The sequence below is a fragment of the Pantoea sp. RCC30.1 genome, from assembly GCF_058148845.1.
The window spans coordinates 82,533-95,330 of record NZ_JBXUHX010000005.1; the positions used below are offsets into that span (position 1 = coordinate 82,533).

General features: G+C 55.1%; 11 protein-coding genes. 4 read left to right on the forward strand and 7 right to left on the reverse strand.

All coding sequences use genetic code 11. From position 1 onward, the window contains the following. The 3 genes from AC2LB6_RS06625 (at window position 1) to AC2LB6_RS06635 (ending at window position 3,449) form a co-directional block, all read left to right on the forward strand. Complete coding sequence (locus AC2LB6_RS06625; RefSeq protein WP_490092914.1) at window positions 1–1,287, forward strand: TRAP transporter large permease; 1,287 nt, start codon at window positions 1–3, stop codon at window positions 1,285–1,287. 133 nt (window positions 1,288–1,420) lie between these two features. After that, the gene (metC, locus tag AC2LB6_RS06630) at window positions 1,421–2,611 is read left to right on the forward strand and encodes a cystathionine beta-lyase (protein WP_490092915.1); all 1,191 of its coding nucleotides are present in this window, start codon (window positions 1,421–1,423) and stop codon (window positions 2,609–2,611) included. 175 nt (window positions 2,612–2,786) lie between these two features. Next, window positions 2,787–3,449 (forward strand): DedA family protein, encoded by a 663-nt coding sequence (locus AC2LB6_RS06635; RefSeq protein ID WP_090966016.1) that lies wholly within the window; start codon window positions 2,787–2,789, stop codon window positions 3,447–3,449. 51 nt (window positions 3,450–3,500) lie between these two features. On the opposite strand, the gene AC2LB6_RS06640 is transcribed toward AC2LB6_RS06635, so the two are convergent. The 3 genes from AC2LB6_RS06640 to AC2LB6_RS06650 form a co-directional block, all read right to left on the reverse strand. Beyond that, entirely contained in the window at window positions 3,501–4,409 is a 909-nt protein-coding gene (locus tag AC2LB6_RS06640) for an AraC family transcriptional regulator (protein WP_490092916.1), read from the reverse strand. Window positions 4,410–4,560: 151 nt separating this feature from the next. Next, a complete protein-coding gene (locus AC2LB6_RS06645; RefSeq protein ID WP_490092917.1) occupies window positions 4,561–4,983 on the reverse strand; it encodes a hypothetical protein in 423 nt (140 codons plus the stop codon). Then, on the reverse strand, window positions 4,976–5,680 hold the full coding sequence (locus AC2LB6_RS06650; RefSeq protein ID WP_490092918.1) for a hypothetical protein: 705 nt from the start codon (window positions 5,678–5,680) through the stop codon (window positions 4,976–4,978). Before AC2LB6_RS06650 ends, AC2LB6_RS06645 begins: the two co-directional genes overlap by 8 nt. A gap of 499 nt (window positions 5,681–6,179) precedes the next feature. Between AC2LB6_RS06650 and dkgA the strand changes: the two genes are divergently transcribed. Next, complete coding sequence (gene dkgA, locus AC2LB6_RS06655; RefSeq protein WP_490092919.1) at window positions 6,180–7,004, forward strand: 2,5-didehydrogluconate reductase DkgA; 825 nt, start codon at window positions 6,180–6,182, stop codon at window positions 7,002–7,004. A 74-nt stretch (window positions 7,005–7,078) separates the two neighbouring features. Here dkgA and ftsP read toward each other — a convergent pair whose 3' ends face one another. The 4 genes from ftsP to AC2LB6_RS06675 all read right to left on the reverse strand — a co-directional run bounded on the left by ftsP (window position 7,079) and on the right by AC2LB6_RS06675 (window position 12,665). After that, window positions 7,079–8,509, reverse strand: coding sequence for a cell division protein FtsP (gene ftsP, locus AC2LB6_RS06660; protein WP_490092920.1), 1,431 nt, complete (start codon window positions 8,507–8,509; stop codon window positions 7,079–7,081). Window positions 8,510–8,651: 142 nt separating this feature from the next. Next, entirely contained in the window at window positions 8,652–9,389 is a 738-nt protein-coding gene (locus tag AC2LB6_RS06665) for a 1-acylglycerol-3-phosphate O-acyltransferase (RefSeq protein WP_490092921.1), read from the reverse strand. Between the two features lie 45 nt (window positions 9,390–9,434). Beyond that, window positions 9,435–11,708 carry a DNA topoisomerase IV subunit A gene (gene parC, locus AC2LB6_RS06670; protein ID WP_136196742.1) on the reverse strand — a complete coding sequence of 758 codons (2,274 nt, stop codon included), beginning with the start codon at window positions 11,706–11,708 and terminating at the stop codon, window positions 9,435–9,437. Window positions 11,709–11,900: 192 nt separating this feature from the next. Beyond that, complete coding sequence (locus tag AC2LB6_RS06675; protein WP_490092922.1) at window positions 11,901–12,665, reverse strand: transporter substrate-binding domain-containing protein; 765 nt, start codon at window positions 12,663–12,665, stop codon at window positions 11,901–11,903. Window positions 12,666–12,798: the final 133 nt, after the last annotated feature.

The following is a 12,798-nucleotide window of genomic DNA, read 5'->3' on the forward strand; positions in this document are numbered from 1 at the left end:
ATGGATGCATTAATCTTGATAGGCAGTTTGCTGGTGTTGCTGTTAGTGGGTTTTCCGGTCGCCTTTGCGGTCGGCCTGAGCGCCTTTATCGGTGCCTGGTGGATCGATCTGCCGCTGGAAGCGGTGGTGATCCAGATTACCAATGGGATTAACAAATTTTCGCTGCTGACCATCCCGTTCTTTATCCTCGCGGGTGCGATCATGGCGGAGGGTGGCATTGCCCGGCGGCTGGTCAACTTCGCCTATATCTTTGTCGGCTTTATTCGCGGCGGCCTTTCACTGGTTAACATCGTGGCCTCGACCTTCTTTGGCGCCATTTCCGGGTCGTCAGTGGCGGATACCGCCTCAATTGGTTCGGTGATGATCCCGCAGATGGAAGAGAAAGGCTATCCGCGCGATTTTGCCGCTGCGGTGACGGCCAGCGGCTCAGTGCAGGCGGTGCTCACGCCCCCCAGCCACAACTCGGTGATCTATTCACTGGCCACCGGCGGCATGGTAACCATCTCTTCGCTGTTTGTGGCCGGTATTTTGCCCGGACTGATGCTGGGTGGTTGCCTGATGATCATGTGCCTCGGCTTTGCCCATAAGCGTGGCTACCCTAAGGGCGAGCGTATTCCGTTTCGTCAGGCGCTGAAGATTTTCTTCGATGCGTTCTGGGGCCTGTTCACCGTGGTAATCATCATGGGTGGGATCCTATCCGGTATTTTCACCGCCTCAGAGTCTGCGGCGATCGCCTGTATCTGGGCCTTTTTTGTCACCATGTTTATCTATCGCGACTTTAAATGGAATCAGCTGCATATCCTGCTGTTTCGCACCATTAAAACCGTCACCATCGTGATGGTGCTGATTGCGTTCGCGGCCGGGTTCGGCGCGGTGATGACCTTTATGCAATTGCCCACCATTATTACCGAGGCCTTCACCAGCCTCTCCGATAACAAGTATGTGATTCTGATGTGCATCAACATCCTGCTGTTGGTGGTGGGCACGCTGATGGATATGGCGCCGCTGATTCTGATCCTGACGCCGGTGCTACTACCGGTGGCGACCGCGCTGGGCGTCGATCCGGTTCACTTCGGCATGATCATGCTGACTAACCTGGGTATCGGGCTGATTACGCCGCCGGTCGGCACCGTGCTGTTTGTGGCCAGCGCGGTGAGTAAGCAGAAAATTGAGCAGGTCGTCGGGGCGATGCTGCCGTTCTACGGAATGCTGTTCATAGTCCTGATGCTGATTACCTATATTCCCGCCATTTCGCTCTGGTTGCCGCGCCTGATGGGCGTGATGTAAGGCAATGAAAACCGGCCCGCTTGCGGGCCGGTTTTTTTCCTGCGACGCACTCTGATAATCACCATTGAGTCTCAACCCTGCTGGCTGTTTCGTGGTAACGTGAGAGCTTAGTCTGAAGCGGTAAAGGCGACTCATGACCACCAGAAAAATTGATACCACGCTCGTCAGTGCAGGACGCAGCAAGCGTTATACCCAGGGCTCTGTGAACAGCGTGATTCAACGGGCCTCCTCGCTGGTTTTTGATACGGTCGCGGAGAAAAAACGCGCCACCGCCGGACGGGCAAAAGGCGAGCTCTTTTATGGCCGTCGTGGCACCCTGACACACTTCGCGTTGCAGGATGCGATGACCGAGCTGGAAGGCGGCGCAGGCTGCGTGCTCTACCCCTGCGGCGCAGCTGCCGTGGCGAACGCGATTCTGGCGTTTGTCGAAGCGGGCGATCACGTACTGATGAGCGGCGCGGTCTATGAACCGACGCAGGACTTCTGCACGAAAATCCTGGCGAAGCTGCAGGTGACAACGGGCTGGTTCGATCACTGCATCGGCAGTGAAATCAGTGAACTCGTACAGCCCAATACCCGAGTTGTCTTCCTCGAATCACCCGCCTCGATCACCATGGAAGTTCAGGATATTCCGGCGATTGTGGCGGCGGTTCGCGCCAAAGCGCCTGAAGCGATCATCATGATCGATAACACCTGGGCGGCCGGTATTCTGTTTAACGCGCTGGCGCACGGTATCGATATATCGATTCAGGCCGGCACCAAATATCTGATTGGTCACAGCGATGCGATGATTGGCACCGCAGTCGCCAATGCTCGCTGCATCGATCAGCTGCGCGAGAACTCCTATCTGATGGGCCAGATGGTTGATGCCGATAGCGCCTATATGGCGAGCCGGGGTCTGCGTACGCTGGGCACCCGTCTCCGTCAGCATGAAGAGAGCGCGATTCAGGTGGCTGAGTGGCTGGCGGCGCGTCCCGAAGTGGCGCGGGTGAATCACCCGGCGCTGGCGCAAAGCAAAGGTCATGAATTCTGGCAGCGCGATTTTAACGGCAGCAGCGGCCTGTTCTCCTTTATCCTGCAGGAAAAAGTAGACGCGCCTCAGCTGGCGGAATATCTCGATCACTTCCATCATTTCAGTATGGCTTACTCCTGGGGCGGCTATGAATCCCTGATCCTGGCGAATCAGCCCGAAGAGCTGGCAGAGATTCGTCCGGCAGGCGGCGTGGATTTCACCGGCACGCTGGTGCGACTGCATATTGGCCTGGAGCATGTTGATGACCTGCTGGCTGACCTGGAGGCCGGTTTTGCGCGGCTGACGCGCTGATTCAGCTCAACAGAAAGTAAACAGAAGATAAACCGGGCAGCAGCGGCCCGCAGAGTTTGCCGGGCACCGGCTCATTTATTGTTAAAATTTATCCCGCATCGTTCAGGCTGTCAGTGAGTTCACTGCGCTGTCTGAACGCAGACGGATTGTTCCTTGTGACGTGATGGAATCGCTAATGGGTGTTTTACACGAGATTGTCCAGGCGCTCTGGCATCAGGATTTTGCCGCGCTGGCAAATCCGGATGTGGTGTGGGTGGTGTACGGCGTGATGTTCCTGACGCTGTTTCTGGAAAATGGCCTGTTACCCGCCTCTTTCCTGCCGGGTGACAGCCTGCTGCTGCTGGCAGGCGCGATGGTGGCTAAAGGGGTGATGGATTTTGTGCCGACGATGGTGATCCTGACGACGGCCGCCAGTCTCGGCTGCTGGCTGAGCTATCTGCAGGGTCGCTGGCTGGGCAATACCCGACTGGTGAAGAGCTGGCTGATGCATCTGCCCGCGCAATATCATCAGCGCGCCTGGAATATGTTTAACCGTCACGGTCTGATGGCGCTGCTGGTCGGCCGTTTCCTCGCCTTTATCCGCACCATCCTGCCGACTATGGCAGGCATTGCGGGTTTACAGAATGGTCGCTTCCAGCTGTTCAACTGGCTCAGCGGCGTGCTATGGGTCGGCATTGTAGTGACGTTTGGCTATGGCATCAGCCAGGTGCCGTTCATCAAGCGTCATGAAGATCAGGTGATGGCGATTCTGATGATATTGCCGATGGTGTTGCTGGTGCTGGGCCTGTTCGGCAGCATCCTGGTGATCTGGAAACAGCGTCGCCAGAAACGCGCCTGACATGCCCGTAGCGTTCGGATCCGCCGCCATCATGGCGGACGGATCCGCTACCTATGAAGATGGATCCGCAACCGTCTGCCTGACACGATTGACCTCTTCCCCCGGTGTCACGCCAAAATAGCGTTTAAATTCCCGCGAAAACTGGGAGGGGCTTTCATAGCCGACTCGCACCGCCGCCGCACTCGCTTTCAGTCCATCGTGCAGCATCAGCAATCGCGCCTGATGCAGGCGATAGCGCTTGAGATACTGCAATGGCGAGGTCTGCGTCACTGCTTTGAAGTTATGGTGAAAGGCTGAAACGCTCATGTTCACTTCCGCCGCCAGCGCATCGACGCTGAGGTTTTCCGCATAGTGATTTTCAATCCGTCGCAGGGCGCGTGCGATCAGGCTGAACTGTGTCTGTCGGCTCACCAGTGAGAGCAGCGCGCCACCAATCGGGCCGGTCAGCACATAGTAGATAATCTCCCGCACGATATGCGGCCCCAGTACCCGCGCATCGCGCGGCTGAGTCATCACATCCAGCAGCCGCTCAGCGGCACACAGCATCGGTTCTGTCAGCCACGCCGAGTGAATACCTGAAGTCTGCGGCTGCGGCTGAAACTGATCGTCATCGCCGATTTCAATTAATAGATCCTGCAGGCTGGCGGTATCGACGTTGAGGCACAGCCCGGCAATCGGTATCTCCGGCGAGGCCCAGGTTTCGCACTCCACCGGCAGCGGCACGGTGAGCATCAGATACTTGCTGGCATCATACTGAAACACGGTGCTGCCGAGATAGCCGGTTTTGCTGCCCTGAAACAGGATCACAATGCCGGGCTGATACATCATCGGCGTGCGGGGACGATATTGATTCGCATAAATCAGCGACACATTTTCGACCGGACAGAGACGGTCGTGACCGTGGGTCATTAACGTGACTACCTGCTGTGCCAGCCGGTGACACAGTGCATCGTGCGCCATAACGACTCCTTTTCCTGGCAAAAAGCCAGTGTGCCGTGTGAATGCCCGAATCGCCAGTGGATTGGAGAATCAGGCACCCCTTTACGTCACTAAAATGTTCCAAATCGTTTTTATCATTCAGCCCGATGCGCCTGTACGTAAGCCGCTTCAATCAGAAGTTGTAGATAATTGAAACTAACAATACTTTAGGGTTTTCTAAGGTGCTTACAGTCACAATTTGCTGAGGTTCAGTACCAATCCAACATACAGCTTCAATATGGCAATCCTTCTGCTTTTTATACCCCAGAGAAATCAAATAGGCGTCAATCCCTCCTGAATCATCAGTATTATAATATTTTATTGCATAAACATGTGAAGCTGGCCCTGTAATATTCGCAAACTCAAAATTATATCGTGGAGAAATTCGGGGCATTTTCTTCAGGATCTCTGGAGTATAAAATTCATATTCGAGCACATCCTGCTCGGTATAATTTGCGCTCCCAGCGAATTCCATTTTTATATAAGGCCATATCCAGACCAGCACTGACATAATAACAATAATAATCATTGATACCATTTTGTATGACTTACGCATACGGTAATACTCCACCGGTTGCCTTATCTATATAGGAACCATCAGCGCTGGCGATACCAACTATCCCCGAATGGAAGTCACTCCAGGGTTTGACTGTCATCATAAAATTCGGCACAACACCTTTTCGGGGTCTCGCAATGGGGAATCTTTCAGGGTCGGGGAATAAAAGTGGCAAAAAAGAATCGTTCTTCCAGGAACCGATCTTTCCGTAATAATCCCATCTTTTCAGCGCCTCCGCTTTGCTGACGGGACGCAGCAGCTCAAAAAGATCATACAGAGTGACAACACGGTAAAAACCCAGCAAATCTGACACCAGATCTTCTCCACTGAAACCACTGTCTGTAACGCTAGTGATGGGAAATGATGCCTGCAATCCTTCAAACTTCCGGGCCAGAGACATCATCATTGCCAGCGCAATGCTTTTGCATTCAAAATGGGAACGACCGTGTTTGATACGCCAGGTAAGAAATTTACCCATTTTCATGGTTCTGGTCGGATCAATCATAGACTGCGAATAGGTAACATCGTAGTATTTCTTGCCTGAAGCCTCTCCGGAATCAATACTTCTCAACAGCGTTCTTATATCACTACCCTGAGCACGTCCCAGATCAATCCAGCCCAGTACTTCCGTATAAACCAGTCCATAGGGAACCCTGGCAGCAGCAGTTCCGTCAATGATATCACTTCGTTTACTCATCTTTTACTCTCCCTGTTTAACTAATGAGTTTCAGCAAAGCGTAATCATGCCACGGGAGAGGAATCACTTTAAGAAAAACGCGTTGGATATTTTCTGATCTGGCCGGAAATGCTCACTATTATTAACCTGTCTTCTTATTTTGATATGCCGTAATAGAGACAGTTTGTCTCCTTCGGGATTCTGTGTCGCCTGATATTACTGTGCTATCACCCTCGCGAAGCTAACGATACAGCTTTATTGTTATGGCACTACGACTATGCCCGTGTTGCCGCTCGCAAGCAGAATTTCCCGCTTCAGATATAAATGCTATGAGCCCCTGGCAAAACTGGACTATACCCTATAAGCAAGCCGGTTTAGTTCACGCCTGCAGAAAACCAGAATAAATATGAGTCGGCACAATTTCGGTCATGATTCGCTATAGCTGAGCAGGTTGAAAATTGTTGACTAGACTTAAGCAGAGTGAAATCTCACGGATTAACCGCAACGGAAAGGAGCAACTATGGCAGACCAACCCATTATCAAACTGCGCGATGGCAATATGATGCCGCAACTCGGACTCGGTGTGTGGCAGGCCAGCATTGAAGATGCGCGTCATGCGGTGCTGAAAGCGCTTGAGGTCGGCTATCGCTCAATCGATACCGCCGCAGCCTATAAGAACGAAGAGGCGATTGGTCAGGCACTGCAGGAAACCGACGTGCCGCGTGAAGAGATTTTCGTGACCACCAAACTGTGGAACGACGATCAGCAGAACGTTCAGCAGGCGATGGAAACCAGCCTGGAGAAACTGAAGCTGGAGCAGGTTGATCTCTATCTGATGCACTGGCCGTGTCCGGAGAAAGACAATTATGTTGATGCCTGGAAGAAGATGATCGAACTGCAGCAGCAGGGTCTGACCAAAAGCATCGGTGTCTGTAACTTCCATGAAGCGCACCTGAAGCGCCTGCTGGATGAAACCGGTGTGACGCCAGTCATAAACCAGATTGAGCTGCACCCGATGCTACAGCAACGCACGCTGCATGCGTGGAACGCACTGCATCAGATCCAGACCGAATCCTGGAGTCCACTGGCACAGGGCGGCAAAGGGGTCTTCGATCAGGAGATCATTAAGTCGCTGGCGAAGAAGTATGGCAAGACACCGGCGCAGATCGTGATCCGCTGGCATCTGGATAGCGGCCTGGTGGTGATTCCGAAGTCGGTGACGCCAGCGCGCATCGAAGAGAACTTTAAAGTGTTCGACTTCCGTCTGGATAAGCATGAAGTAAGTGATATTGCGAAACTGGACAGCGGCAACCGTCTGGGACCAGACCCGGAAACCTTTAACTAGAAACACTCAGCCCTGCGACTGCCGGGCTGAGAGAGTCACGCGGTCAGTCGGGATCTTTCCGCCTGGCCGTGCTGTTATGCCGTGGGCTGAACCACCAGCTGACCCGCCGTTCCGCGATCGGCCAGTTCCAGCGTCTGACTGTAATAGACGAACGGGAAGTGCTCGGACGAACTCTGCGGGAAGGTAACCATCAGTTCCACGCTACCATCGACCCACACCGTATCTTTCCAGCCACGATCTTCGCCCATCGGCTGAGCACCATTTACACTTTTAATCAGGAACATCACGCCCTGAATATGTAGCGACTGTGGCCGATCAGCATGCAAAATCCAGCGCTCAAAGGTGCCCTGCTGCGTAGTGGTATCAATGCGGTTCATATCCCAGATCGCGCCGTTAATGCCCGGCATGCTGTCACCGATGCGGAACTCGCGGGTGCGAACCGCGACACCATCCAGAATCTGATCGGCCAGCAGACGCATCGGCAGATTATCCGTCACCAGCGGCAGTAAGCCTGTAGGTCGCAGCGTCAGGATCAGCGTCGAGGTCAGAATAGAAGATGGCTCAAAGAAACCGCGCAGCCGGTCCATAATGCCCGCCGCCGTACCCGCAGTAATCGACACTTCATCGCCCTGTGACATGTCCACCAGCACTTCACGACGTTCGCCTGGTGCCAGTGACAGACGTTGTACCGCGACCGGCGCAGGCAGATAGCCCTGATCGCTGGCAATGACCATAAACGGACGGTTGTCGCTGAGCACCATCTCATAGCGGCGTGCATTCGAGGCGTTAAGCAGACGCAGACGTACCCAGCCGCGTGACACTTCCACAAACGGATTGCGCACGCCATTCACCAGCAGCGTATCGCCCAGGAAGCCGCCATCCTGCGGCGGGTCATAGACCGGCGTGGCAAAGTTATCGAGCCGCTTGTCCTGAATGATAATCGGGAAGTCATCGACGCCGTAATGCTTCGGCAACGGCAGTTGCCGGCCAATATCATCTTCCACCAGCCACATGCCCGCGAGACCGTTGTAGATGTGCGGAGCCATGCGGTTTGGGGTGTTGGCGTGATACCAGCAGGTTGCAGCCGCCTGACGAATCGGCAGCACCGGCGACCAGTCGACACCGGCCGACATCATACGCGGCGCGCCACCCATCAGTGCGCCCGGTAACTGCAGGCCGCTGATGGTCATTGAGACCGGCTCGTTCAGACGATTGCTGTAGATCAGCTTAACGTCGTCGCCGCTGTATACCCGAACGGTGGGACCAAGATAGAGGCCATTGATGCCCCACACCGGCACTTTGTTATTGTCGCCATTAAAAGACCAGTGGCTGCGCTGCATCGTCAGAAACAGCGGCTGGCCGCGACGGGATTCCAGCAACGGCGGAATCGGAAGTGGCGTATCGCCATTAGCTGAAGAAGCGGCGTGCGCCGCATGAGGTAATACACTGGCGCTAAGCGCCGCTCCGGCAGAAAGCTGGATGAACTGACGTCTGCTTAAAGACATAAAACTTCTGACCCTTTACGCGTGGCGCTAAGCGCCGACCCTGTTTTTATTGCTCTGATTTTGCTGTGCTGCGTTCACGACGAGCCGGAAAAGGCCCGCCGTGCGGCATCCATGCAGGATAGTGCGGCGAATGGTTCGCCGGTCAGATTTTTCCGTTTTTTTCGCGTTCTGCGACTTCGGCGTTCAGCTCTTCCAGCTTTGCCGCCATCTGTTCGCGACAGTGAGTGGCCAGCTTACGCACCGACGAGGACTCAAACGCTTTTACATCAACCGGTGGCAGCATCTCAACAATGACCAGGCCGTTGTTCCAGCGGTTGAGATTGATCTTGCCATGGGTGTTTGAGACCACGATCGGAATGATCGGTACACCTGCGGCCACGGCAGCGTGGAAAGCACCGGTTTTAAACGGCAACAGGCCACGACCACGACTGCGCGTTCCTTCCGGGAACATCCAGATCGAAATACGCTTACTGTTGAACTGATCCACCAGCTCACCGATGGTGCCGCGCGCTTTAGCACGGTCATCGCGGTCAATAAGCAGGTTACCGGTCAGCCAGTAGAGCAGGCCAAAAAACGGTACCCACAGCAGGCTCTTCTTGCCCACGGTTACCGTATAGGGCTGAACCATTTTGGCCGCAGTGACCATGTCATAGTTGTTCTGGTGGTTGGCGATGTAGATCGCATTACCATAATTCTCCGCGCCTTCCGGTCTGCGCAGCTCTACTTTAAGGCCAAAAACCGTCGACAATTTGCCGAACAGACGACCAAAAGTCGCGACGTGGCGCGGATCGCGTGGTGAAAAAAGGCACCAGACACAGCCAAAGATACAGATTAGGATCGAATAAATGACGACGATAATGGCACGCAGAATCAGTAACATAGTTCCCTCATTGAGCCACGGCTGACGCAGGATCAGCCGGGTAGTTTACGCTTCGCTATCCGGGCTCGCCGGACGCGCAGGCGCATCCAGTTCAACACGATCAATTTTTTGCAGGCCGCGCGGTAACAGCGTGCCGCGACGTCCGCGATCGGCGCGGAATTTCTGTAGTTCTTCACTGCGCAGCAGCATTTTACGCTTGCCCACGTGCAGTGTAATAGCGCTGCCCGGCGGCAGGATCATCAGCCAGGCCAGTTTGTCCTGACCGGCAGCCGCTTCCGCTGACGGAATGGAGATGATTTTGTTGCCCTTGCCTTTCGACATCTGCGGCAGCTCGCCGACCGGGAACATCAGCATCCGTCCCGCCTGCGTAATCGCCAGCAGCATGTCATCTTCATGGTGGACCGCCATGGGTGTCATCACCCGGGCATTTTCCGGCAGCGTCAGCAGCGCTTTACCGGCGCGGTTGCGCGACACCAGATCACTGAAGGTGCAGATAAAGCCGTAGCCCGCATCAGAAGCCATCAGCAGACGCTGGTCATCCGGCTCCATCAGCACCTGTTCAACTACTGCGCCCGGCGGTGGAGTCAGTTTGCCGGTCAGCGGCTCGCCCTGCCCGCGCGCGGAAGGCAGCGACGTTGGATCGAGCGTGTAGCTGCGGCCGGTAGAGTCGATAAAGGCCACCGGCTGATTGCTCTTGCCGCGTGCCGCAGCAAGATAGCTGTCGCCCGCTTTGTAACTCAGTCCTGCGGGATCGATATCGTGGCCTTTGGCGCTGCGCACCCAGCCCATCTGCGACAGCACAATGGTGACCGGTTCAGACGGCACCAGTTCGGTTTCGCTCAGGGCTTTGGCTTCTTCACGCTCATGCAGTGGCGAACGACGATCGTCGCCATAGCTGGCGCTGTCAGCCTGTAACTCTTTCTTCAGCAGGGTGTTCATCTTGCGTTCAGAGGCCAGCGTAGCCTGCAGCTGATCGCGCTCTTTTTCCAGATCCGCCTGCTCGCCACGGATCTTCATCTCTTCCAGTTTTGCCAGGTGGCGCAACTTCAGTTCGAGGATCGATTCGGCCTGAGTTTCACTGATGCCAAAACGCGACATCAGGACTGGCTTCGGCTCATCCTCAGTACGGATGATCTCGATCACTTCGTCGATGTTCAGGAACGCAACCAGCAAACCTTCCAGGATATGCAGGCGACGCAGCACGCGATCCAGTCGGTAGTTAAGACGACGTTTGACCGTATCACGGCGGAACACCAGCCATTCGGTCAGGATCTCATGCAGGTTTTTCACTGCAGGACGGTTATCCAGCCCGATCATGTTGAGGTTAACGCGGTAGCTCTTCTCAAGATCGGTAGTGGCGAACAGATGGTTCATCACCTGATCGAGATCGACGCGATTGGAGCGCGGCACGATCACCAGGCGGGTCGGATTCTCGTGATCCGATTCATCACGCAGATCTTCCACCATCGGTAGCTTTTTATTTCGCATCTGGTTCGCAATCTGCTCCAGCACGCGCGCGCCTGACACCTGATGTGGCAGCGCGGTGATCACCGCCTCGCCCTCTTCCTTCTTCCATATCGCACGCTGGCGAATGGAGCCGCGACCGGTCTGATAGATTTTGCGGATTTCGTCACGCGGCGTAATGATCTCCGCCTCTGTAGGATAATCAGGCCCCTGGACAATATCCAGCAGCTGTTCCAGCGTGGTTTTCGGCGAATCGATCAGCGCGATGGCGGCCTGAGCTACTTCACGCAGGTTGTGTGGCGGAATATCGGTCGCCATGCCCACGGCAATACCGGTGGTGCCGTTCAGCAGAATATTGGGCAGGCGCGCCGGTAGCATCTTCGGCTCCTGCAGCGTGCCGTCAAAGTTCGGCTGATAATCGACCGTTCCCTGACCCAGCTCACCCAGCAGCAGCTCCGCATATTTTGACAGACGGGATTCGGTGTAACGCATTGCCGCGAACGACTTGGGATCATCCGGCGCCCCCCAGTTGCCCTGACCGTCGACCAGCGGATAACGGTAGGAGAACGGCTGCGCCATCAGCACCATCGCTTCATAGCAGGCGCTGTCGCCGTGCGGATGGTATTTACCCAGCACGTCACCCACGGTACGCGCCGATTTTTTGAATTTTGCGCTGGCGCTCAGTCCCAGTTCGGACATGGCATAGACGATACGTCGCTGAACCGGTTTTAATCCGTCGCCAATGTAAGGCAGGGCACGGTCCATGATGACGTACATCGAGTAGTTTAAGTACGCATTCTCGGTGAATGTGTGCAGGGCAAGACGCTCTGCACCATCCTGAGTCAGTTCACTCATTAATTTCTCATCCTCACATCGTGGCCCACAACGGCGGGACACCCGGCGGTGGTTTGGCGAGGATAGTACCTTATTCCCTGGTGTTAGTCACAGGGGAAGCGCGGGACAAGAGGCTTCCCGCCACGCGATTTTGTGTGCCGGAGGCATGCCGGATTAAGACTGGCAAGTGCCTGACCTGTCTGCGGAAGTGAATCAGGGCTTTGCGCCCATCCACTGGCGGGCAATGTCACCATATTCGCCGGTGGCGGTGCTGAGATGCACCCACTGATCGACATAGAGTTTCCAGCTGATGTCGTCACGTGGAATCATGTAAGCCTTCTCGCCATACTGCAGCGGTTTGTCGGGATTGATCGCACAGAGCGTCGGGTAATGCTGCTGCTGAAAACGCGCTTCAGAGGCATCGGTAATCATCACATCCGCCTTGTTATCCACCAGCTGCTGGAAGATGGTGACGTTATCGTGGAACAGCGTCAGTGAGGCTTTCGGCAGATGGCTGTGTACAAAGGCTTCGTTGGTGCCGCCAGCCGGTTCAATCAGCCGCACGTCAGGCCGGTTTAGCTGCTCGATGGTCTGGAAGCGATCTTTATCCGTGCAGCGCACCAGCGGGATTTTGCCATCCACATCCAGCGGCCGGGCGAACCAGGCGGTCTGCTGACGTTTCAGCGTGACGGAGACGCCGCCGACGGCGATATCACACTGTTTTGCCAGAAAGTCAGGCATCAGGGTTTTCCAGGTGGTCGGCACCCACTGCACTTTCGCGCCGAGCGAAGTCGCCAGTGCGTTCGCCATGCTGATATCCAGCCCTTCATACTGTCCATCGGGTCGCAGATAGCTGTAGGGCTTGTAATCGCCGGTGGTGCAGACCTTAAGCGTTTTAGAACTGAGAATGGTGTCGAGATGCGATTGTGCCTGGACAGCACTGCTGGTCAGCAGCAAAGAGAGTGCAATTTTTTTCATTTTGCGTTTTTTCTTTGATTGTTTTCATGATGAGTTTGCCCACCGATGGTGCCATAAACCGGCGTATTGTTGCTGCCACAGCAAAAGTCTTGTGATCAACCTCCCATTTTTCTGCGGGCGCCGCACGCGTAAG

Coding starts and splice junctions, on each gene's coding strand:
- AC2LB6_RS06665 (WP_490092921.1), bottom strand. CDS start 9,389: ATGTTACTGATTCTGCGTGCCATTATCGTCGTCATTTATTCGATCCTA.
- metC (WP_490092915.1), top strand. CDS start 1,421: ATGACCACCAGAAAAATTGATACCACGCTCGTCAGTGCAGGACGCAGC.
- parC (WP_136196742.1), bottom strand. CDS start 11,708: ATGAGTGAACTGACTCAGGATGGTGCAGAGCGTCTTGCCCTGCACACA.
- AC2LB6_RS06625 (WP_490092914.1), top strand. CDS start 1: ATGGATGCATTAATCTTGATAGGCAGTTTGCTGGTGTTGCTGTTAGTG.
- dkgA (WP_490092919.1), top strand. CDS start 6,180: ATGGCAGACCAACCCATTATCAAACTGCGCGATGGCAATATGATGCCG.
- AC2LB6_RS06675 (WP_490092922.1), bottom strand. CDS start 12,665: ATGAAAAAAATTGCACTCTCTTTGCTGCTGACCAGCAGTGCTGTCCAG.
- AC2LB6_RS06640 (WP_490092916.1), bottom strand. CDS start 4,409: ATGGCGCACGATGCACTGTGTCACCGGCTGGCACAGCAGGTAGTCACG.
- AC2LB6_RS06650 (WP_490092918.1), bottom strand. CDS start 5,680: ATGAGTAAACGAAGTGATATCATTGACGGAACTGCTGCTGCCAGGGTT.
- AC2LB6_RS06635 (WP_090966016.1), top strand. CDS start 2,787: ATGGGTGTTTTACACGAGATTGTCCAGGCGCTCTGGCATCAGGATTTT.
- ftsP (WP_490092920.1), bottom strand. CDS start 8,509: ATGTCTTTAAGCAGACGTCAGTTCATCCAGCTTTCTGCCGGAGCGGCG.
- AC2LB6_RS06645 (WP_490092917.1), bottom strand. CDS start 4,983: ATGCGTAAGTCATACAAAATGGTATCAATGATTATTATTGTTATTATG.